At 67.7% G+C, this 21,277-nt stretch carries 17 protein-coding genes; 11 read left to right on the top strand and 6 right to left on the bottom strand.

What is annotated here, in order from left to right; genetic code table 11:
- Positions 1-663: 663 nt before the first annotated feature.
- From rpmH to KV110_RS41240, 10 genes are all read left to right on the top strand, one after another.
- The gene (gene rpmH / locus KV110_RS41285; protein ID WP_005516618.1) at positions 664-807 is read left to right on the top strand and encodes a 50S ribosomal protein L34; all 144 of its coding nucleotides are present in this window, start codon (positions 664-666) and stop codon (positions 805-807) included.
- Positions 808-828: 21 nt separating this feature from the next.
- Complete coding sequence (gene rnpA / locus KV110_RS41280) at positions 829-1,230, top strand: ribonuclease P protein component (RefSeq protein ID WP_218472496.1); 402 nt, start codon at positions 829-831, stop codon at positions 1,228-1,230.
- Positions 1,227-1,625, top strand: coding sequence for a membrane protein insertion efficiency factor YidD (yidD, locus tag KV110_RS41275; protein ID WP_218472495.1), 399 nt, complete (start codon positions 1,227-1,229; stop codon positions 1,623-1,625). Before rnpA ends, yidD begins: the two co-directional genes overlap by 4 nt.
- Positions 1,626-1,629: 4 nt before the next feature.
- Positions 1,630-2,724 (top strand): membrane protein insertase YidC, encoded by a 1,095-nt coding sequence (yidC, locus tag KV110_RS41270; protein WP_218472494.1) that lies wholly within the window; start codon positions 1,630-1,632, stop codon positions 2,722-2,724.
- A 152-nt stretch (positions 2,725-2,876) separates the two neighbouring features.
- Positions 2,877-3,383: a Jag family protein gene (locus tag KV110_RS41265; protein ID WP_378743362.1), complete on the top strand. Its 507-nt coding sequence runs from the start codon at positions 2,877-2,879 to the stop codon at positions 3,381-3,383.
- A 157-nt stretch (positions 3,384-3,540) separates the two neighbouring features.
- On the top strand, positions 3,541-4,329 hold the full coding sequence (gene rsmG, locus KV110_RS41260) for a 16S rRNA (guanine(527)-N(7))-methyltransferase RsmG (protein ID WP_246634273.1): 789 nt from the start codon (positions 3,541-3,543) through the stop codon (positions 4,327-4,329).
- A 3,507-nt stretch (positions 4,330-7,836) separates the two neighbouring features.
- Positions 7,837-8,013, top strand: coding sequence for a hypothetical protein (locus tag KV110_RS41255; RefSeq protein WP_218472491.1), 177 nt, complete (start codon positions 7,837-7,839; stop codon positions 8,011-8,013).
- A 715-nt stretch (positions 8,014-8,728) separates the two neighbouring features.
- Positions 8,729-9,685, top strand: coding sequence for a ParA family protein (locus KV110_RS41250; protein WP_246634272.1), 957 nt, complete (start codon positions 8,729-8,731; stop codon positions 9,683-9,685).
- A 70-nt stretch (positions 9,686-9,755) separates the two neighbouring features.
- The gene (locus tag KV110_RS41245) at positions 9,756-10,775 is read left to right on the top strand and encodes a ParB/RepB/Spo0J family partition protein (RefSeq protein WP_218472490.1); all 1,020 of its coding nucleotides are present in this window, start codon (positions 9,756-9,758) and stop codon (positions 10,773-10,775) included.
- Between the two features lie 310 nt (positions 10,776-11,085).
- On the top strand, positions 11,086-11,820 hold the full coding sequence (locus KV110_RS41240; RefSeq protein WP_218479540.1) for a GNAT family N-acetyltransferase: 735 nt from the start codon (positions 11,086-11,088) through the stop codon (positions 11,818-11,820).
- 64 nt (positions 11,821-11,884) lie between these two features.
- On the opposite strand, the gene KV110_RS41235 is transcribed toward KV110_RS41240, so the two are convergent.
- From KV110_RS41235 to KV110_RS41210, 6 genes are all read right to left on the bottom strand, one after another.
- The gene (locus KV110_RS41235) at positions 11,885-13,078 is read right to left on the bottom strand and encodes an N-acetylmuramoyl-L-alanine amidase (protein ID WP_218472489.1); all 1,194 of its coding nucleotides are present in this window, start codon (positions 13,076-13,078) and stop codon (positions 11,885-11,887) included.
- A 188-nt stretch (positions 13,079-13,266) separates the two neighbouring features.
- On the bottom strand, positions 13,267-13,614 hold the full coding sequence (trxA, locus tag KV110_RS41230; RefSeq protein ID WP_218472488.1) for a thioredoxin: 348 nt from the start codon (positions 13,612-13,614) through the stop codon (positions 13,267-13,269).
- A gap of 106 nt (positions 13,615-13,720) precedes the next feature.
- Complete coding sequence (trxB, locus tag KV110_RS41225) at positions 13,721-14,707, bottom strand: thioredoxin-disulfide reductase (protein WP_218472487.1); 987 nt, start codon at positions 14,705-14,707, stop codon at positions 13,721-13,723.
- A 153-nt stretch (positions 14,708-14,860) separates the two neighbouring features.
- Positions 14,861-15,670 carry a hypothetical protein gene (locus KV110_RS41220; RefSeq protein ID WP_218472486.1) on the bottom strand — a complete coding sequence of 270 codons (810 nt, stop codon included), beginning with the start codon at positions 15,668-15,670 and terminating at the stop codon, positions 14,861-14,863.
- 102 nt (positions 15,671-15,772) lie between these two features.
- The gene (gene sigM, locus KV110_RS41215) at positions 15,773-16,333 is read right to left on the bottom strand and encodes an RNA polymerase sigma factor SigM (protein ID WP_246634861.1); all 561 of its coding nucleotides are present in this window, start codon (positions 16,331-16,333) and stop codon (positions 15,773-15,775) included.
- 397 nt (positions 16,334-16,730) lie between these two features.
- Entirely contained in the window at positions 16,731-20,540 is a 3,810-nt protein-coding gene (locus KV110_RS41210; protein WP_218479538.1) for a lipid II flippase MurJ, read from the bottom strand.
- Positions 20,541-20,869: 329 nt separating this feature from the next.
- Here KV110_RS41210 and KV110_RS41205 point away from each other — a divergent pair, with 329 nt between their 5' ends.
- Positions 20,870-21,061, top strand: coding sequence for a hypothetical protein (locus KV110_RS41205; protein WP_218472484.1), 192 nt, complete (start codon positions 20,870-20,872; stop codon positions 21,059-21,061).
- Positions 21,062-21,277: the final 216 nt, after the last annotated feature.

Here is a 21,277-nt window from a genome sequence, read left to right as displayed (position 1 = left end):
GCAGTTTCCTCCCCGGAAGTAGGTCGATAGGAGCAGACGGCCGGGGCACGCGGGGCGGCGCTGGTGTCGACCATGCTCGGGTCGGTACCGTGATCCTGCGTACGTCCGTAACCGGTTCGGACGCTGCCCGGATCCCCATTCCGGGCGGCGGCGTGGCACCGTCGGCCCTACGAATATGCCACTCCAGGGGTCTTTCCACACAATTATCCACAGATGTGGAGAACCCTGGGGAACTGTGAAATGCCGTTGCGCGCACGCGTGACAACGCGTTGACCTGCGGATCTCCAGCAAGCTCCGAGCAACACGGGTTGCTGATCCGCTCGGGCGTGGCTAGGGGTGTGGACGAACTCACTGCGATACTCACAGGGTCTGACAGTGATATGCACAGCGCCTCTTCTCGGGCGCACCGTTGCCGCTGGTCGGGCCGCCGGACCCGAACGGGTGGGGCGAGTTTGACCCGCTCCGAGCCGATCAGTACCCTCGTACAGTCACCCTTTGGTGCGGTGGCGGTCTTGTGCTGACCGCGTGTAGGTCGTGATCGACCGACTGTGCGCCAAGACCGACGCGCCGATGATGACCAGAACTGCGATTCATCGCGAGTACCTGTTTCACCGAAAAGCTTCGGGCACCGACTGGTGCCCACTGACTCGAGGAGTGTTGACCGTGGCCAAGGGCAAGCGGACGTTCCAGCCGAACAACCGTCGTCGGGCGCGCGTTCACGGCTTCCGTCTCCGGATGCGCACCCGTGCCGGGCGCGCCATTGTTTCGGCGCGTCGCCGCAAGGGCCGCGCCGAACTCACTGCCTGATTCTCGCTCGCGGACGCTCGGGTGTTGCCTGAGCCGTATCGGTTGCATCATCGTGCCGACTTCTCCCGGACGGTGCGCCGCGGCCAGCGAATCGGGAGGCGCGATCTGGTCGTACATGTGCTCATGCACGGGTATGACGGAATCGTGGACGTGAATAGACGACATGGTGATCCAGCCGAGACGCTGGTCCGCGTAGGCGGGCCGCGCTTCGGCCTGATCGTCAGCAAGGCGGTGGGCAACGCGGTGATTCGACACCGCGTCGCCCGCCGCCTGCGTCATATGTGCGGCCAACTGATCCCGGAGTTGCCCGCCGACGCCGACATCGTGGTCCGCGCGCTGCCCGGCGCGGCGGACGCCTCCTCGGTGGAACTGCTGCGTCAGCTGCGCGGCGCGGTGTACAAGCTCGGGGTCGGATCGGCATGAGCCTGCCTGCCACGATCGGCCGGTTACCGGCGAACGCACTGATCTTTCTGATCGAGTTGTATCGGACCTATGTCTCGCCCACCCGCATGCCGGTGTGCCGTTTCACCCCGACCTGCAGCGAGTACGCGGTCACCGCATTGCGGACGCGCGGACTGTTCGTCGGGCTCGGATTGGCAGCCGTGCGACTGGCCAAATGTGCGCCCTGGCACCCTGGTGGGTGGGACCCCGTTCCGGAGCGGAAGCGAAGCACCGTTCGCACCGCCCCAGGGACCGTGGCAGCCACCGATCCGGCGCCGCAGGAAGCCAGCCTGCAGGCCGACCCGGTGTCGGAGCCGAACGCTTGGAAAGGATCACCGCGCGCGGTGATCGGCGATACGAACGACGGGAGTGCATAGAGCCGTGCTCGACTTCATTTATTACCCGGTGTCCTGGATCTTGTGGTTCTGGCACCGTGTCTTTGCCGCAGTGCCTGGCCTCGGTAAAGAAAGTGGCATCGCCTGGGCACTTGCCGTCGTGTTCCTGGTGTTCACGCTGCGCGTGCTGCTCTACAAGCCGTTCGTCAAGCAGGTGCGCACCACCAAGCAGATGCAGGAGCTGCAGCCTCAGATCAAGGAGCTGCAGAAGAAGTACAAGAACGACCGCCAGAAGATGGCCGTCGAGATGCAGAAGCTGCAGAAGGATCACGGCTTCAACCCGCTGATGGGTTGCCTGCCGATTCTGGCCCAGGTGCCGGTGTTCCTCGGTCTGTTCCACGTGCTGCGCTCGTTCAACCGGACCGGCCATGGTTTCGGCCAGCTGGGACTGTCGATCACCGAGAACGCGAATACGCCGAACTACGTCTTCAACGCGGCCGACGTCCAGTCCTTCCTGAGCGCCCGTATCTTCGGCGCGCCGATCTCGGCGTTCATCACCATTCCGAACACCGAACTGCAAGCCTTCGCCATCGACAATGTCGTCCCGAGCAAGGTGGCCATCGCCGCCGTCGCGATCCCGTTGATGATCATCGCCGGTCTGGCCACCCACTTCAACGCGCGCGCGTCGGTCGCCCGGCAGACACCGGAGGCGGCCGCGAACCCGCAGGCCGCGATGATGAACAAGCTTGCGCTGTGGGTGTTCCCGCTCGGTGTGCTCGTCGGTGGTCCGTTCCTGCCGATCGCCATCCTCCTGTACTGGGTCTCCAACAACATCTGGACCTACGGCCAGCAGCACCTCGTCTTCGGCAAGATGGAGAAGGAAGAAGAGGCCAAGAAGCTGGCCAAGATCGAGCAGCGGGCGCAGAACGCGCCGAAGCCGGGCGCCAAGCCGGTCAATACTCGGAAGAAGACGCCGCAGGATGCGGTCGACGAAGTCATCGATGCGGTGGATTCCGTCGACGCCCCGGCCTCGACCAACGGGACCGGCAAGACCACCGGCAAGGCCGCGGGGCAGCGCAGGCCGGGTGGCCAGAAGCGACCGGGCAACCGGGGCAGGGCGAACCAGAAGCGCCGCCGCTGATCGCATTTCGGTGGCCTGGTCGGCCACCACGCTGAGCAACCCCTTGATCGCGCACCGTCCGGCGGCGTAGCGCCCGGCGAGCGTGATGAGCAGATGAAGGAAACCAAATGACAGTTGAGACCGACGGAGGGGACGCCACAGTGGCGACGACGATGGTGAACGCCGAAACGGACGCCGACGATGTCGTGAATGATGCCGAGGAAGCCCTGATCGAAGAGGGCGAAATCGCGGGCGACTACCTCGAGCAGTTGCTCGACGTGCTCGACTTCGACGGCGACATCGATCTCGACGTCGAGGGTGACCGCGCCATCGTCAGCATTGATGGTGGCCGCGATCTGTCAAAGCTGGTGGGCCGCAACGGTGAAACGCTCGACGCGCTACAGGAACTGACTCGGTTGGCGGTGCAGCAGGCGACCGGTGTGCGCAGCAGGCTCATGCTGGACGTGGCCGGTTGGCGGGCGAAGCGCCGCGAAGACCTGAGCGCGCTCGGTACCGCCGCCGCGCAGCGGGTGCTGGAGTCGGGGGCGCCGGAGTCGCTGGCGCCCATGACGCCGTTCGAGCGCAAGATCGTGCACGACGCGGTCGCGGTGATCGATGGAGTCAGCAGCGAGAGCGAAGGCGTCGAGCCGAACCGGCACGTGGTAGTCGTTCCGTCCTGAGCGAGAGCCGGACACGTCAGGGGCACGGCGTATTTCGTCACCATGACGGGTAAGTGGTTGGATAGGGCCTCTGGTCTTCGGATCGGGGGCCTTGTTCATGTCCGGCAGCTGATTGTCCGCACGTCGCCGCTCCCCTGATCGATTCGAGTTCGGAAGGATGTTTCACGTGGAACGAGATCTCGGTGGAACCACCGCGTTGCCTGCCGAGCTGGAACCACCCGCGACGGCCGCGGCGGTCTTCGGCGACCGACTTGATCTCGCGCGCCGCTATTGCGCGGCGCTCGCCACCGCTGGCGTGGAGCGTGGCCTGATCGGTCCGCGCGAGGTTCCTCGCCTCTGGGACCGCCACATTCTCAATTGCGCGGTGATCGGTGAACTGATCGCCGAAGGCGCCTCGGTCGTCGACATCGGCAGCGGCGCCGGCCTCCCCGGAATCCCGCTCGCGATCGCCCGCCCCGACCTCCGCATCACCTTGGTCGAGCCGCTGCTACGTCGCACCATCTTCCTGAGCGAGTTCATCGAGGCCGCCGGTCTGGACGTCACCGTGGTACGCGGCCGAGCCGAACAATCCGGCGTCATGAAGGAAGCAGGCGGCGCGGACGTAGTCACCTCCCGCGCGGTCGCCCCCCTGGGAAAGCTGGCGCAGTGGTCCCTCCCCCTGCTCCGCGACCACGGCCGGATGCTCGCCCTCAAAGGCGTGAGCGCAGCCGAGGAACTCGCCCGCGACGGCGAGGCCCTGGAGCGGGCTGGCGCAGGCAACGCCACCGTCCTCGAATGCGGCGCCGGCCTCGTCTCCACCCCCACCTTGGTCATCAGCGCCGAACGCCTCCCCCGCGCCGAACGCGCCCCACGCCGCCGCAGCGAGCACGCGGCCGCACGCAAGGAAGCGAAGGCGGCGAAGCGCGCGGGCGACCCGACGCGTGGTCGCAGCCGTAAGACGCAGTAGGGCGGCGGGGCTTCGCCGTCGGCGGTTTCACATGAAACACAAGATGACTCGTAGCCGGACAGGCTGAGTCCGGGCGGCATCGGTAGATCCAAGTTGGCCGCACGGATTCACATGAAACTTAGAACCCTTCGCAGTGCCGGTGGAACTGGACGCACCAACCCGCTGTGCCGGGGGCCGCAGCCCGGCCCTTAAATCGGGAGACAGCCCACTCCCCCGACCCGAAGCCTCGTGGGCGCAGCCAAGATGGCGCGGGTGCGGAGTCGATGTGTGAGTCGCAGGATCGATTCGCACGGGGGCTGTTTCAGGGGAACCACCAATCCTCCCTGCTGGGCACCGGCGGCGGGCTCGTCTCCACCCTTTCGTATTTGCCGGGCGGCACGGCGGTTTCCTGGACCACACCGACCGAATCGCCGCGCGGGCCGATAGGCCGCGCCGCCCAGTCTCCGGGTGGTCCGGGTCGTAGGTATCCCGAGTCTCCAGGTCACCACAGTCCGCGTCGTCGATTGGCCCGCGTCGTGCCGCCGCAGGGATCTCCGGCGCTGCCGGGTGTCCCGGGCGGCGGCCGAGCGGCCCGGTCGCAGAGCTACCGAATGGCCGAGTGGGCGGGTCGCGGGGTCGCCGGTTGCCGAGTCGCGGGCCCGGCGGAATACCGCGTCTGCCGCGGCCGCCGTTCCGCCGGGGTGGCTGGGAGGCCTCGTCGCCGCGCCGCTGCGTGCTGGGTCGCCGGGTCACCGCAAGTCCGCGTCATCGATTCGCCCGCGTCATCCGGCCCTGCCATGTCGGGCGAGTTTCGGAGAGGCTGCACCCGCCGGGCCGCCGGGGATGCCGCGTTGCAGGGTGCCCAAGGCAGCGAATGACCGAGGCACCGATCGGCGATTGACCGTGGCGATTGGCCGAGCAACTGGGGTGACCGAAAAGCGGCGTCGTTAATAGGCCCGCAGCTGCAACCGCAGCACGGGGGCCACCGTGCCGGCGAGGCGCCGCGTTCGTGTGATGGCCAGGTTCCCCGGAGTGGCCGGGGTTGCCGAGTTGCCGCGTGGCAGGGTCGCCGAGTCACCGAGTTCACCGAGTGGCAAGTGGCCGTGTCATGTGGCCGAGTAGCCGAGCCGCTGAAGTCACCGAAAGGCGGCGTCGTTAATAGGCCCATGGCTGCACCGCAGCACGGCGTCGCCGTGCCGGCGAGGGGCCGCGTTCGCCTGGTGGCCAGTCGATGCGCTCCCCGGGGTGCATTGGAGTGGCTAAGTCGTTGGGCGGCTGGGTCGCCGGGACGGTCAGGTCGCCTGGTGGTGGGTCGCCGATTCGCGGGGGTCGCCGAGTGACCGCGCCGCCCGGTCAGGCTGCACCGCGCTGCCGTTTCGCCAGTGGCCAGTGGCCGAGTGACCGGGCGGCTGGGTCGTCGCGCTGCCGGGTGTCAGGGTTGGCCGAGTGGTTGGGTCACCGCGTGGAGTCGTCGCCGGTTGCCCGAGTCGTCGAGTGGCTGGATCACGGTGTCGCAGGGCTGCCGAGTCGCGGGGTTGCCGGGGCCGCGTCGCCGGGGTCGCCGAAAGTCCACGTCGTCGAGAGCCCCGCCGCCGTCGCGCCGGGTCGCCTTGCATGCGAGTGGCCGTGCCCGTTACCACGCTGCTGGGTCGCCGAGCTGCTAGCGGGCCGGTCGTGGGGTTCGCGCCAGGCGCCGAATGTTCCGGTGTCCGAGTGCCCGGTGTCCGAGTGCCCGTTGGCGGGTTGCCCGTTGGCGGGGTGTCCGTTGGCGGGGTGACCGGGCGGCGGGGTGACCGGGCGGCGGGGTGACCGGCGGCTGGGTCTGCTGCGCTGCCGGGGGTTTCCTGGGTGGACCGAGCGGCTGGGTTGAGGCGTCGTCGGGCGGCCGGGTCTCGGGGACACCGGGGACCGAGTGCCCGGTGGCCGAGTGGCGATGTGGCGATTCCGAAGGATCCATTCGCACTTACTGTTTCACGGGAAACATCAACCTCTGTCGGCGCTGGCGGCGGTCGGTCTTCCCACCTCTTTCGGACTTGGCACGCGGCATCGTGGTTTCACATGAAACATCGATGACTGGAGCGAATGGCCGCGAGTGCCGAGAGACCGCACTGCCGGGTCGCCGGACGTCTTCCGTTCGCCCGGGTGGCCGAGCTGAGTCGAAGATTGCCGAGAGGCCGCGTCGCGCTAGCGGGAGGCTGTGCCTGACGGGTGGCTGCGTCGCATCGCTGCCGGGTGTCCGAGTCGCCGGGTCGTCTAGTGGCCGAGCTGAGTCGCCGGGGTCGCCGAGAGGCCGCGTTTGCTGAGAGGCCGGGCTGCCGAGAGGCCGCGTCGCCGCGCCGCACCAGCGAGAGTTCGCGCCAGCGAGAGTTCGCGCCAGCCGGGTGGCTGGTCGCGGTGCTGCCGGGCGGCCAAAGTCACCGGGTGGCTGAGCCGCCGGATCACCGAAAGTCCACATCATCGGGAGGACTGCCGCCGTCACGTCGGGCTGTTCGCCGCAGGCCGGAGTTCGCGCCCGCCGGGCCGCCGCGCTGCTGGGGCGCCGTGTCGCCGAGTGGCTTGGGTGGCTGGCTGGCCAGGGGCGAGTGGCGGGGGGCCAGGTGGCCGCATCGCCGGGTGGCCGCGTCGGGGGTCGTCAGGGTCGTCGGGCCGCCGGACTGCGGGGTCGCGGAGCCGCCTAGCCGCCGGTTCGCCGAGTCGCCAGAGTGCCGAGCCAGCAGTGTCACCGAAAGTCCGTGTCATCGAGAGGCCTGCCGCCGCGCCGGGGTCGCGGGAGCTTGTCGGGTCACGCGCCGCGCTGCAGGGCCGGATGGCCGAGTGGGTGGGTCGCGGTGTCGCCGGGGTGGCCGAGTGGCCGAGTCGCCGTGTCGGGGTGGCCGAGTGGCCGTGTCGGGGTGGCCCAGTGGCCGAGCCGTTGGGTCGCCGAAAGTCCGCGTCGTCGAGAGACCGCCGCTGCACCGCCGCACCCGGGGTCGCCATGCCAGCGAGCGACCGTGCCTGGCCGGATCGTTGGGGGGCGCACCGCCGTCGGAGGGGCGCCGAGCTGCTGGGGGCGCCGAGTGGTGAGTCGCGGAGCGGTGTGGCGCTTCCGCAGGGGCTACTCACATGGGGGGCTGTTTCACGGGAAACATCAACCTCTCCACGGCATCCGGCGGCGTTTGGTATTCACCTCAGTCGTATTTGGCACGCGAGGCTGCGGTTTCACATGAAAAATTGAACCGGCCGCCGCGCTAGCCGAGAGGTGTGCCGCCTGGATCGGCGCGCCTATCGCAGCGCCGGGGGTGGCCGATGACGGAGTCGATGTGGCAGTTCCGCAGGATCTATTCGCACTTCGGCTGTTCCGCAGGAACAATCAGCTCTGTCTGCCGGGCACCGGTTGGCGCTTCGTCTCTACTCCTTGAGTCGTAGATGGCGGGCGGCGCTGCGGTTTCACATGAAACACCGTCCGAGTCGTCGCGCTTGCCCGATAGGACGCCGAAACCCGCGCCGTTGAGAAGCTCGCCGCTGAACCGCCGCCGTACTGGGTGCCGAGTGGTCGGGCGGTCGGTCTGGTCGCCGCGTCGTAGAGAGGACGCACTGCCAGGTCGCCGCGCCCGCACCGCGGCCGGACGCTTCCCCTGGTCGGCCACCGTCACCGGCATGCTCGCCCTCTACGCCGAACTACGAATCCCCCGTCCGTTCAGCCTGATCAGGGCTGGGCCCGGCTAGGAAGCGCTCTCGCACGCTGTCGGGTCGTCGCGCTGCCAGGTTGCCGGGGTGGTCGGGCCGCCGGGATGGCCGGAGTGGCCTTGGTCGGCGGGAGTGGCCGAGTCGGCGGGAGTGCCGAGTCGCCCGGGAAGGCCGAGTCGCCAGGGGTGGCCGCGCTGCAGAGTTGACGGATCGCCGCGGTGCCGGGACCGGAGAGAGACCGCGTCAGTCGATAGGTTGCGCCGTTGGATAGTCCGCCGCCGTGCTGGCGAGTCCCTGGGTCCACCGCGCCGGGAGACGTTGCGCCCGCCGAAACGCCTTGTCCGGTCGGGTCTCCGTGGTCGGAAGCGTCCGGGGCTAACCCGTAAGGACGTTGGTGGGGGCGGGGTTTCATGTGAAACAACGGGGATCAGTGGCTGAATGTGGACAGATTCGCGTGTCCTTTGTGCGTTGCCGCGATTCAGCTTTCTTATCGCGTCCGGTGCTGGCAAGCTAGTGGACGTCGGGCGTGAGCGTAGGTGCCACGGAGGATTTGGTGTCACAGCGGCGAGAGCTCCGCTCGGTCGATCGGGCGCCGCGAACCCGGTTGAGCATCATGTTCGAACCGACACAGCTGTTGATGACACGGCGCCGACGCTCGTCGGAAGCACGTGATCTGAAGTTCTCGGGTTAGGAGCTGTCTATGTCGAGCGGTCCGGCGAATGTTTCACGGGAAACTACGTCGCGTGTACCCGGAATGCTGGACTCCAGCAATTTCGACACGGAGACATTCGGAAGCACACCGTTCGGGAACATCTCCCCCAGCGAGACCCCGATCGCGGCCGAAGCGCAACGCGCCAGCCAGATTTTGCATCCAGGAAAGGTGACAGTGCCGAAACCGCACGAGCAACGCATCATCACCATCGCCAATCAGAAGGGCGGCGTCGGCAAGACGACCACTGCGGTGAATCTCGCGGCTGCCCTGGCGCATCAAGGGATGACTGTCCTCGTGATCGACCTGGACCCGCAGGGCAACGCCAGCACCGCCCTGGGGATCGAGCACCACTCGGGTGTGCCGTCCAGCTACGAACTCCTCATCGGCGAGGTGTCGGTCCGGGACGCGATCCAGCAGAGCCCGCACAACGAGCGCCTGCTGTGCATCCCCGCCACCATCGATCTGGCCGGTGCGGAGATCGAATTGGTGTCGATGGTGGCCAGAGAGGGGCGGCTGAAGGCCGCCATCCAGGAGGCCAATATCGCCGGCTATGACATCGACTACGTGATGATCGATTGCCCGCCTTCGCTCGGCTTGCTGACCGTCAACGCGATGGTAGCGGCCAAGGAGGTGCTGATTCCGATCCAGTGCGAGTACTACGCGCTGGAGGGTGTCGGCCAGTTGCTCCGCAATATCGGCCTGGTGCAGGCGCATCTGAATCCCGACCTGCACGTGTCGACGGTGATTCTCACGATGTACGACGGCCGGACCAAGCTGGCCGATCAGGTCGCCGAGGAGGTGCGCGGCCACTTCGGTGATGTGGTGCTGCGCTCGGTGATTCCACGCAGTGTGAAGGTGTCCGAGGCGCCGGGCTACGGCATGACGGTGCTCGATTATGATCCAGGCTCCCGGGGCGCGATGAGCTACCTCGATGCCGGGCGCGAAATGGCGGCCAGGGCGACGGCGATGGCGCATGCCGCCGCCGAAGCCGCGGAGTGAGCTGGCTGGATGACGGCCGGGTCGGCGAGACCCGGCGTGGTGGCGGAACGAGGAAGGGGTCAGTGGACCGATGAGTCAGGCGAAGAAGGGTGGGCTAGGGCGCGGACTTGCCGCGCTGATCCCGACGGGACCGGCGACGGCGCCGGGGCTCAGCAGTCAAGCGGCCAGCGTCATCGGTCTGGACCCGATCGGGCCGCAGCCCGCCTCGGCGTACCTGCATCGGGTCCCCGACCCGACCGACGACGACCTGGCTCCCGGCGGCGCGGTGTATCGCGAGATTCCGCCGGATCAGATCGAGCCGAATCCGAAGCAGCCACGCCAGGTGTTCGAGGCGGAAGCGCTGTCCGAGCTGGTGCACTCGATCAAAGAATTCGGCCTGATGCAGCCGATCGTGGTGCGTCGGGTCGAACCGGGTGTCGACAAGTATCAGCTCGTCATGGGCGAACGTCGGTGGCGCGCTTCGCAGGAGGCCGGCCTCGCCGCGATCCCCGCTATCGTCCGGGAGACCGCCGACGAGTCGATGCTGCGCGACGCCCTGCTGGAGAACATCCACCGGGTACAGCTCAACCCGTTGGAAGAGGCGGCGGCGTACCAGCAGCTGCTGGAAGAGTTCGGCGTCACCCACGAGGTCCTCGCCGATCGGATCGGCCGGTCGCGGTCGGCCGTGACCAACATGATCCGGCTGCTGAAGCTACCGATCTCGGTGCAGCGCCGAGTGGCGGCCGGTGTGCTGTCCGCCGGGCACGCCCGTGCGCTGCTCGGTTTGACCGCCGGGGCGGACGCGCAGGAGGAACTAGCCAAGCGGGTTGTCGCCGAGGGGTTATCCGTGCGCAGCACGGAAGAAGCAGTCATCCTGGCGAATCAGGAGACGGCGCCGGCACCGGACCCAGCTGCCCCGCCTACCCCGCAGCGCAAACCGATTCACATGCCGGGTTTGCAGGATGTGGCCGATCGGTTGTCCGGGTCGTTCGACACTCGGGTCATCGTGAGCATGGGCAAGCGAAAAGGCCGGATCGTCGTCGAGTTCGGTTCGGTCGATGACCTCGAGCGGATTGTCAGCTTGATGGAACAGAGCAAGCGCGACTTGTGACAGAAGTGACAGAAATAGACTTGTGAAAGCGATAGGTACGCACTCGCGGACGAAACGTCACTGTGACGGCGCGCGGATTTCCGTAAGTTAGCGGAGCGCATGGACTCCCGAACGGACCCGACACAAGTTCTTGACCAACAGCACAGCGACGTGGAATGAGGCGGGTTCTCTTGATCGCTTATTCTTGCTGGCGAGAAAGTATTAGCGAGCGAATCATGTCACTGCGCGCTTCGCGTGTGCCGGAGCCGAGCGTCAGCGAGGCGGCGGCATGAGCGTGGACGAATCGGACAGCTGGAGGCTGAGCAGACCAGTGTCGACCAGCGTCACAGCACTCACTCTCGGCGAGCTGGACCGGCTCCCCGCGCACTCCCGGCGTTGCGTGTTCTGGGAGATGGATCCCGCCGTCGCCGAGGACTCCCGCGGCTTCAGCGATCCGGTCTTCGAAAAGGAAGCCTGGCTCTCCACGGTCCTGCTGGAATGGGGTTCGTGCGGACAGGTGGCGACCGTCGACGGCAATGTCGCGGGGTGTGCCCTGTATTCGCCGCCGAGTGCCGTGCCGCGCGCCACCCTCTTCCCCACCTCGCCGGTCAGCCCGGATGCGGTCCTGCTGACCACGCTGCAGTCCGAATTCCCGTATAAGAACGCTGATGTCGCGAACCAGCTGATGCAGGCCGTGGTGGCCGATCTGGTGCGTCGTGGCGTGCGGGCGTTGGAGTCGTTCGGGATTCGCTCCGATCCGCCCTCGCATGCGCTGTCCGAGCGGTTCGGCTCGATGACGTTGATGGAGCGGATCATTTCGCCGATCAAGGGAGCCGGTTCCAAGGCGCCGGGGTCGATGACCGAGTGTTCGCCGGAAACCTGCATGATCGAGGCCGATTTCCTGGAGGACGTCGGCTTCAAGGTGGTGGCGCCGCACCACAAGTTCCCGCGTCTGCGCCTGGAACTCGACTCTGATCACGGGTGGAAGGAAGACGTAGAGCGCGCGCTCGATCAGCTGCTCGCGGCCGCCGCCATGACTCCCCCGGCGCGCGTAGGAGTGCGCTGAGGCTTCGTCCTGACGATGAAAGCGCCCCTGCCGACGAGATCGGCAGGGGCGCTTTCAGGTATAGCTACATGCGGTCGGCCGCAGCCAATTCCTCTGCCAACAGTTCCGCGAAAGTGTATGTGCCCGTTGGCTGATCGTCTTGACCGAGCAGATACAGCCGCTTGACCGAGATGAGGATGGCCTCGGCGATCACGTCGCGCATCCGCGGGTTGGTGAGCACCGTGGCGTCGTAATCGTTTGTCAGATAACCGATGTCGACCTGAACCGTCGGCATCTTGGTGAGCCGCAACAGATCCCAGGTTCTGGCGTGAGTTCGGCAGTCCTGCAACGAGGTTCGCGCGACAACCTCACGCTGAATGAACCCGGCGAGCACCTGGCCGATCATCGACACCGAGCCGTGCGAGTTGCCGAAGTAGAAACCGGCAACGCCGTTGGCCAGCGGGCTCGGGTTGGTCGCGCAGCGCAGCGAGATCATCAGGTCGGCGTCGAAGGCGTTCGAGGTATCGGCGCGTTCGGCATCGGTCGGGTTGGCACCCCACGGCCGCGACAGGAAGGTCTCCATGCCGGTCGCCGCCATCCGGCCTTCGAGCCGACTTGCCAAGTCCCACAGGATTTCCGACTCGTACACGTCGCCGTATTCGGTCGGTACCGGGTGTCCCTTGTCGGGGCCGCCGAGACCGGGATCGATGACGATGCGCTTGCCGGTCAGCTGCGGACCGGCCCGGTGCACCACCTCTTCCTCGGCGATCCGATGCGGATTGCCGCCGGTGACGCGGGCACCGAGCAGGTCGAGCGAGCGCAGCGTGTCCGGGCCGCAGATGCCGTCGGCGGCAAGGCCGATCTCGCGCTGGAAGGAGGTGAGCCCCTCATGCGTGTGCGGGCCGAAGTAGCCATCGACCCGGTGCACGTAGAAACCGAGATCCTGCAGCTTGCGCTGCAATGTCGCGACATCGTCGCCGTACAGCGGTGCGGAGAGCTGATAGATCAGCGTGCGCGCGCCGAGCCGGTAGGACGCTTCTTTCAGCGCTCGGTAGGTGGCCGGACCGACCACCCCGTCGACGAGCAACCCGCGATGCTGTTGGAACGCGCGGACCGCGGAATCGAGCCGGTGGTCGAACGCGGCCTCGGTATCTTTCCAGTACTCGCGCGCGTCGGCGTGATCGGTATCGACGTGTGCGTGTAGGAACCCGAGACTTGCCAGGGTGCTCCGAACCTCTGCTACGGCTGGACCGCTGTCGCCGTGACGAAGTCGGTGCATGCGTGAGAGCCCTTTCCTTCCGTCAATCCGGGTACCCACTCATGCGTTGGGATACACCTTCGCACGACCGGCGTCGGTCGATTGTCTCAGACCCGGACGGGAATTCGGCATTCCCGGGTCCAGGCATCCTACGGCGCGTCGGTGGATCTCGACGTCCTTTGGCGCCTATGGCAGTACAGCGCCAGGGATCAGATGACGCCGTCGAGTTCGCGCAAAAGGGCGGCTTTGCCCTTCGCTCCGACGATCTGCTTCACCGGCTTACCACCGCGGAACAGCATCATAGTGGGGAGCGAGAGGATCTTGTAATCGCGGGCGGTGTCCGGGTTGGCGTCCACGTCGATTTTCGCGACGGTCAGCTTGTCCGAGTGCGTACCCGCGATCTCCTCCAGCACGGGGGCGACCATCTTGCACGGCCCGCACCAGGAGGCCCAGAAGTCGACGAGGACGGGCTTCTCGCTGAGCAGCACGTCGTCGGCGAAGGACGCGTCGGTGACGGTGATCGTCTTGGCGTTGGCCGTCTTGGCACTGTCGGACATGGGTTCTCCCTTGCTGAATTGCGGCGCTCCCGTGGCCCTTCGTGGTCACGCAAACTACCGCCTTCGGGCCGTCGCTCGCGCTGCGGGCGATGCGACGATGACGACGTCAGTTGGCGGGCACGGCGACCGTGTGACCCGCGTGGTCCAGGGTGTTCGAGCTGATATCGCCCTGCTCGGCGAGCCAGCGCTCGGCGTCGATGGCGGCGCGGCAGCCGGTGCCGGCCGCGGTGATCGCCTGACGGTAGGTGTGGTCGACCAGGTCGCCCGCGGCGAACACGCCGGGCACCTTCGTCGCGGTCGACGGGTGCACCACCTGCACGTAGCCCTCGTCGTCCAGCTCGACCTGGCCACGGACCAGCTCGCTGCGCGGATCGTGGCCGATCGCGACGAACAGGCCGGTAGCGGCCAGCTGGGAGGTCTCGCCGGTGCGGGTGTCGCGCAGGGTGAGGCCGGTCACGCTGGTGTCGCCATGCACTTCGAGGACCTCGGCGTTGAGCACGAACTTGATCTTCTCGTTGGCCTTTGCCCGTTCGAGCATGATGCGCGAGGCACGGAACTCCTCGCGGCGGTGCACGATGGTCACGGTGCTGGCGAACTTGGTCAGGAAGGTGGCTTCCTCCATCGCGGAGTCGCCGCCGCCGACCACGACGATGTCTTGGCCCTTGAAGAAGAAGCCGTCACAGGTGGCGCAGGCGCTCACGCCGCGGCCGAGCAGCTTCTGCTCGCCCGGAACGTTGAGGTAGCGGGCAGCCGAGCCCATGGCGAGGACCACGGCGTAGGCGTGGTAGGTCTCGTCGCCGACGGTGACCGTCTTGATCGGGCCGCTCAGGTCGAGGGCGTCCACGTCTTCGGTGCGGATGTCGGCGCCGAACCGCTTGGCCTGCTCGCGCATCTCTTCCATCAGGTCCGGGCCCATGATGCCGTCGCGGAAGCCGGGGAAGTTTTCCACCTCGGTGGTGGTCATCAGCGCGCCACCGAACTGGGTGCCCTCGAACACCAGCGGCTGGAGCTCGGCGCGGGCGGCGTACACGGCAGCCGTGTAGCCGGCAGGTCCGGAGCCGACGATGATCAAGTCGCGAACTGGCGTACTCATGGGGCCCTTCCGGGAAGATATCAATCGGACGTCTCGGTCAACAACAGCGTAATGGCTATTGTTCCTGCACCGGTCGCCTCCCACGTGAGGTTGGGCTCAGTGCCGACACCGGGGCTTTCGGACACTAACGAGCGCGATTGTCGGGTAGGTCACTCAACCGATGTCTCGGAGTGCCAGGCGCTGGGGATCGTCTGTGGTGCAACCGGTTCCGACGACGAGGGCGGTCAGTTTGGGGGTGCGCGGCCCGGTGAGCAGGATCAGTACCGCGGCCTTGCCCTCGAAGTTGATGTCGTCCGAGCCCAAGATGGTGCGGTCGAGTCCGTTGGCGTGCACGCAGCGTTCGCGAGCGGCCGCGTTGCTGAGTAGGCCGGTGGCATCGTTGCGGCCGAGCGCGCTGAGCATCGCGGGCGAGCCGAGTTCGTCACCGAGTTGCGCGGTGCCGGAGGTCGGTTGCGCGGTCGGCGGGGCGTCGGTGCCGCGCAGTGCGGTGAGTGCGATCGAGGCGCAGGCCACGACCGCGACGGCGGCGGCCGCCGCGGTGAGCCAGCGGAGCCTGCCGCGCCTGCGGTCGTCGAGTGGGATCGGTGCGGCCGATGGCGAGGAAACCGCTGGTGGCGTGGAAACAGCTGGGGCATCGGCTGTTTCGACGTTTGCCGAGGACGGCAGCCGGTAGATGGTCGCGCCCTTTTCGGTGGGTTCCTCGTGCAGATCGAAACCATCGACGAACTGCTCGAGCCGGGCGGCGATGTCGTCGGGCATCGCGTGGATGATGCTGTCGCTGCGGCCGAGCGCGCGCAGTTCGGCGCTGACGTCGTCCAGTGCGTGCACGAAGCGCAGTGCGTCCCCGTCGCGCCGGACCGCGGGCCACAGCTGCTCGCGCAGCTCCGGGGCCACATTGTCGGCGTGCAGGTCGGCGAGCAACTCGGGCGAGAACGGAGGCTGCGGCACGGACCGGGTTGCCATCGCACCTCCAGTGTTCTCATCTGACATCGCGGGGATCCCCTCGAGGGTGGGGACTACATGGACATCGTCTACGGGTTCGTCACTATTAATGACGCATGTCAACTACTTCCGGTTCCCCGGATCGCGCAGAAATTCCAGCCGTTCTTGTAGCCGCTGCCTGCCCCGCGCGCAGCGGCTCTTGATCGTCCCCTCCGGAACACCGAGCATCGCGGCGGCTTCCGCCACGCTATACCCTTCCAGGTCGATCGCAACCAGTGCGGTCCGCTGGTCCGGCGGCAGTGAAAACAGCGCGTGATCGACGACGAGCGACATCTCCAGTTCGGCCACCGCGTCCCGGTCATCGCGTGGTTCCGGCATCGTCTCCGGGGTCAGTGAGACGGCTTTGCGGATCTTGTTGCGCCGGATCCGGTCCAGGCAGGCGTTCACCACGATCGCGTGCAGCCAGCTGCGCACCTCGGCCTCGGCCCGGAACGAGGCCGCCGTGCGGTGTGCCGACAGGAGCGCGTCCTGCAGCGAATCCGCCGCGTCCTCTCGGGTGTAGGAGGTGCGAAGGGCGGTCTGCCACAGATGATCGTTGTGCCTGCGCAGCAGCTCGGCGAAGGCGTGCCGCTGACCGCGCACGTGCGCTTGCAGCAGCTCGACATCGGTGTAGTCATCGCCCACGAACGAGCGTTCGCGGTAGGTGACAGACCGCGATGTCCCCCCGCGGAAATCCTCGTTCAGTTCCGACGACAATGCCAACCCCTTGGACAGCGCTCACGGTGGCGACGGGCATGAACGACCATCACCGAAATTTCGCAGCATCCAGGATCGAAAACACCAGAACCCGGGAAGCTCCCCTGCTGAGAGCGCGAGGAGATCATATCGTCAGTCGCGATCCGGCAGCAACCAAACCGCGGCGGCCCGAGGGGCGAATCCCCAAAGGGGCACAGCACAACCGATTTCGCGAGTGTGTGGGTAACTCATCGAATGCGGGCTGACCCGGCCGACTCAACTGCCGCCGGTCGCCGACGCCATAATCGCGGTACCCGAAGTCCGGCCTGAAAGCGCGGAGGGGCGGTCAAGCCGCAGCGTCGAGACGGATATCCGCGATCGAGGTTTGGAACTGACCACCGGAGTTCCCCAGCCCGGTGATCCAGACGAGCACATAGCGAGCGGCTTGATCGGTGCGTACCGGAATATCGGTGATCCCGTCACCGAGCTTGGCCGTACCGATCAGCTGGGTCTGATCCAGTGTCGGCGAGGCCGTCGGCGAGGTGCGGATCTCCACCGCGGTGCCCGCACTCGGCGAGTTGATCGAGACGTTCGTCAGCTTGGCCGGGCTGGGTAGCGTCGCGAGCAGCCCGACCCCCTTCTTCAGCGCCGGGAACTGCTGGAAGTACTGGTCCGTGCGCCACATCGTGGCGGGGTTCTGGTCCAGCACCGCGTTGACACTGCCGACGCCGTCCGGGGTGCCCTCCGGCGAGAACACCGATACCCCGGTTACCGGGACCGGCACGCCACCCGAGGCGGTAGTCGGCCCCGCGGCCGACGGCGTAGCGGCGGGTGGGCTGTTGTTGGTGGTGAGACCGATATTGCGTTGCTCGTTGAGCGGCGCGTCCGAAGCGCCCGGCGCGAACACGCTCACCATCCACCAGATCACGATGCCGACCACCAGTGCGGCCAGCACGCCGAGGCCGACCATGATCCACATCATCCGCTGGGATCTCTCCCGTTCGGCAGCGAGCAGTTCCGGGTCGGCGAGCGACTCGTCGGGAACCGGCTGCGGCCGCTGGCCGAGGCGGAGCACCGGGATGAAATCGGTCTTCTGATCCACCACCGACGCCTGCTCCAGCACGTGCTGCACGGTCGCGGCGGTGCGTACGCCCTTGTTCGACTCCAGCGAGCGCACCGCGACCGCGGAGATCTCGAAGGGCACCTCGGGTCTTATCTGGCGTGGTTCCACCGGCGTGCCGTCCGGGCCGAAGTCGGCAAGCCGCAACCCTCCGACAGTTGCGGCAGTGCCGGTGACCCCGCCGGAGCGGATCGGCCAGCGGGCGGTGATCAGGGCGTAGAGCATGGCACCGAGGCCGCGCACATCGGACTGCGCGTCCGAGTCGGCCAGGGTGCCGGGGAAGGCGAGCACCGCGTCGCCGGTCGCGCTGATCCGCACCCGGTCCGGGTGGTCGATGGACAGCGATCCGCCGCCGCGATGGGCCAGTTCGGCGGCCGAGGCCAGCGCGCGGATAGCGCGGGCGGCACCGATCGGCGACGGCACGGTTTCGGCCATCTCGCGCAGCGAGCGACCCGGCGTCCATTCGGCCACCACGATGCCGCCGGAGCTGCCGCGCACGACATCGAGTACCCGGGCCAAGCCGGGCGAGTTGATCCGGCCGAGGCGCAGCGTGCGGGACAGAATGGCCTGCGGGCCGTCGTGGCCGGAGTTGTCGCTGGCCTTCTGGTCGGCGTCGACGAAGGTCAGCGCGACCTCCCGGTCGAGCTTGATGTCGAGGGCCTGCCAGAACTTGAGGCCGCGCGCCCCGCCGTGCCCGGCGAGCAGCCGGTATCGGCCACCGGCCACCGACGCGCCGGGAATGAGCTTGGGGCCGCGCGGAGTTCGCCGCGAACCCAGGTTCTCGCCACCGAGCGGTGGCATCTCCGGTGACCCGATCGGGATCATCCCGGTGTCGTACATCGGGTCGCGTGGTGGCAGCTGACTCTGGCGATCGTGCGGACCAGGCTGGGCGGTGCCGGGCACCGGCGCGGCTCCCGGGTGGTCCGGCCCCGGCGCATCCTGATCCTGCGGACCTGCGTCGTGATCCGGCGGCCGGGCGCCGGTCGCACGGTTCACGTACGCGGGATCCGACGGCTGTCCCCCGGATGGCGGAGCATCGGTCGAAAGCCCGCCTGCCGTGGTCGCAGAAGAATCAGCGGCTGGGACGCCGCCCACCGCGTCGTCGCTCACCCTCGGTCCTCCTTCGCCCTGGTATGTCGAGGTTTCGGCGATTTCGCCACTTGTGCTTCTCTGCCGAACAGGGTACGGGAACTCACCCATGCCGGTGATGTCAACGGCGTCGGCTCGGATCACGGGTAGGACCATGGTCTGAGCATCCATGTACGGGTCGAACGCGGGGTACGCCGGAATCGGGTCTGGCCTGCGCAGAATCTGCGTTGCGTATGGGTCGTTGACCGGGCCGTCGAGATCGAGATCCGGCGCGGGCGGGGTCCAGCCGAGGCGGCGGGAGATCGCGACGGTGATGCCGACGACCTCGGGCACCCCGGCCAGTCGCATCAGGCCGAAGGCCACCGTGAACATGACGATCGCCGTGATCGCCACCCGCACGAGTGAGCCGGGGCCACCGAAGGAATCCGTCAGCCGCTCCAGCCCGAGCACCCGGTCCACGATCCACATGACGGCGCCACCGGCCAGCGACGAGAGCACCACTCGGGTGACGGTGCGCCCGACGTTGGACATCCGGAGATCGCCGAGACTGCGGTGCAGCAGGTATCCGCCGATCGCCGCGCCCGCGGCGAACCCGAGGCCGTTCGCGACACCGAGCACGATCACGACCTGATTGCTGTTGCTCGCGATCATCGGGGCCAATGCGGACAGCACGATCTTCACCGCGGTGATGCCGAGGATGATCCAGGTCGGTGTCCACGCCTGTTCTCGGGCGTAGAACACCCGCAAGTGGATCAGCACCAGCGCGTAGGGGATCAGGGCGAAGGCCGACCAACTCACCGCATACCCGAGCCGTTGCGCATCACCCGCGAAGCGGGCATAGCCGAACAGCGCCTGCCCCAACTCCGGGCCCGCCACCGTCAGGAAGGTGACCACGGGGACCAGGGCGATCATGGTCAGCCGGGTGGCGACCGAAAGGTCATCGACCACTGCCGGGGTATCGCCGTCGGCGGCGTTCCGGCTCAGCCGCGGCATGATCGCGGTGAGCACGGTGACGCCCAAGACGCCATACGGCAATTGGAGCAGCAGCCACGTGTACGAGTAGATCGCCGGGCCCGCCTCGTCGGCCGCCGAGGAGACGTGGTTGGCGAAGATCAAGCCGCACTGGCTGATCAGGACGTACAGGATGATGGCGGCACCCATGACGCCGAATTGCTTGAGCCGGGTGTCGATACCCCACAGTGGGCGCAGATCGATACCTTGCCGACGGATCGCGGGCAGCAAGGTGAATGCCTGGGCCACTACGCCGAGCGTGACGCCGACGCCGAGAACGAGCAGTTTCGGATCGCTCATCCGGACCGGGTTGAGGGTGATCTCGCCCGGCGTCAAGGCGTAGAGGCCGAGGGTGACGAGCACGACGACGTTGTTGATCACCGGTGCCCACGCGCCGGGTTTGAACACCTGCCGGGTGTTCAGTATCGCGGTGAACAGCGCGGACATGCCGTAGAACAGGATCGCGGGCAGAAGCAGGAAGGTCAGCGCGGTGGTCAGCGCGGTATTGACCTTGCCGTCAGCGGCCACGAAGACGTGTGTTGCCAAGATCGGCGCGGCGGCGGTGGCCAGCAGCGTGGCGGTGGCCAGGACCACGAAGGCCGCCGTGACGAGCCGCCGCACGAATGCGACGCCGCCGTCGGCGTCTTCCTTTTCGGCGCGCACCAGCGTCGGCACCACCATCGCGGTGAGCACCGCGCCGAGCACCAGTTCGGTGATCATGTTGGGGATCAGGCTGGCGGAGGTGAACGCGCTGGCGATGGCCGGGCCGAGCACGGTCGCCAGCACCAGCTGCTTGCCGAACCCGGTGAGCCGACTGATCAGCGTGGCAATGGCGATCGAACCGGAATCCTTGAGCAGGCGCGCGTTCGAGCTCTGCTGCTGGTCCTCGGTTTTGCCGGGGGCGGGCCACTCCTGAGTGCGCGGGCCTTTGCTCATCCTGGCCGGTTCGGCGTCCGCCGGATCGGGTCGGCGGCGGCGCGGCGGCGGGTACGGCTCCGGCCGGGCTTGCGGCGGAGCGTAGCGCGGCGGTGGCATCCGACCGGACTGCGGCGAGCCGACCGGTATCGGGCCGGACTGCCCAGGTCGCGGCCGAGGCGTTCCGGTCGGAATGGGACCGGATTGGCCGGGTGCCGGACGCGCGGGCCGCGGCGAGTTGGCAGGTGGTGCACCGGGCGCGGGGCGCGGCGAGCTGGTAGGTATCGCACCGGACTGTCCGGGCGCGGGGCGCGGCGAACTGGTGGGAATAGCACCGGATTGTCCCGGCGGTGGTCCAGGACGCTGACCCGGCGGCAGCGGCCGAGGCTGTCCCGGTCCCGGCGGTGGCGCCGCTGGATATTGCCGCTGTCCCGGGTGTGGTGCGGGCGCGGGACGCTGCGGTGGTCCCGGTGGTCTTTGCGGTGGTCCCGGTGGCATGCGCTGCCCCGGCCATGGCTGTGGCGGTGCCGACGGACGACTGACCTGCGGCACTCGCGGCGGGGGCGCGTCGTACGGGCCGGGACTCACGTCCGGCTCCTCGGCCTCCGCCTGCGGCGGTAGCCGTTCCCACGGCGCAACGGGCGCCCGACGGGCCGGTGGACCGTCGCGCCGATCGGATCGAGGCCGATGCGCCGATGAGTCATCGTCGCTCATCATGCCTCCTGCGCCCGGCGGGACAGCGGAACCCGGTCAGCTCG

The organism is Nocardia iowensis (genome assembly GCF_019222765.1).
In the GTDB taxonomy this organism is placed as follows: Bacteria; Actinomycetota; Actinomycetes; order Mycobacteriales; family Mycobacteriaceae; genus Nocardia; species Nocardia iowensis.
The sequence above is the reverse complement of the archived record's forward strand: the minus strand, read 5'-3'. Positions and strand labels throughout refer to the sequence as shown.

What these genes read in the sequence shown, in the direction of transcription:
- KV110_RS41210 (WP_218479538.1), bottom strand. Translation starts at nt 20,540, where the DNA reads ATGAGCAAAGGCCCGCGCACTCAGGAGTGGCCCGCCCCCGGCAAAACC.
- KV110_RS41250 (WP_246634272.1), top strand. Translation starts at nt 8,729, where the DNA reads ATGCTGGACTCCAGCAATTTCGACACGGAGACATTCGGAAGCACACCG.
- trxA (WP_218472488.1), bottom strand. Translation starts at nt 13,614, where the DNA reads ATGTCCGACAGTGCCAAGACGGCCAACGCCAAGACGATCACCGTCACC.
- rsmG (WP_246634273.1), top strand. Translation starts at nt 3,541, where the DNA reads ATGTTTCACGTGGAACGAGATCTCGGTGGAACCACCGCGTTGCCTGCC.
- KV110_RS41245 (WP_218472490.1), top strand. Translation starts at nt 9,756, where the DNA reads ATGAGTCAGGCGAAGAAGGGTGGGCTAGGGCGCGGACTTGCCGCGCTG.
- KV110_RS41235 (WP_218472489.1), bottom strand. Translation starts at nt 13,078, where the DNA reads ATGCACCGACTTCGTCACGGCGACAGCGGTCCAGCCGTAGCAGAGGTT.
- KV110_RS41265 (WP_378743362.1), top strand. Translation starts at nt 2,877, where the DNA reads ATGGTGAACGCCGAAACGGACGCCGACGATGTCGTGAATGATGCCGAG.
- trxB (WP_218472487.1), bottom strand. Translation starts at nt 14,707, where the DNA reads ATGAGTACGCCAGTTCGCGACTTGATCATCGTCGGCTCCGGACCTGCC.
- yidD (WP_218472495.1), top strand. Translation starts at nt 1,227, where the DNA reads ATGAGCCTGCCTGCCACGATCGGCCGGTTACCGGCGAACGCACTGATC.
- KV110_RS41220 (WP_218472486.1), bottom strand. Translation starts at nt 15,670, where the DNA reads ATGGCAACCCGGTCCGTGCCGCAGCCTCCGTTCTCGCCCGAGTTGCTC.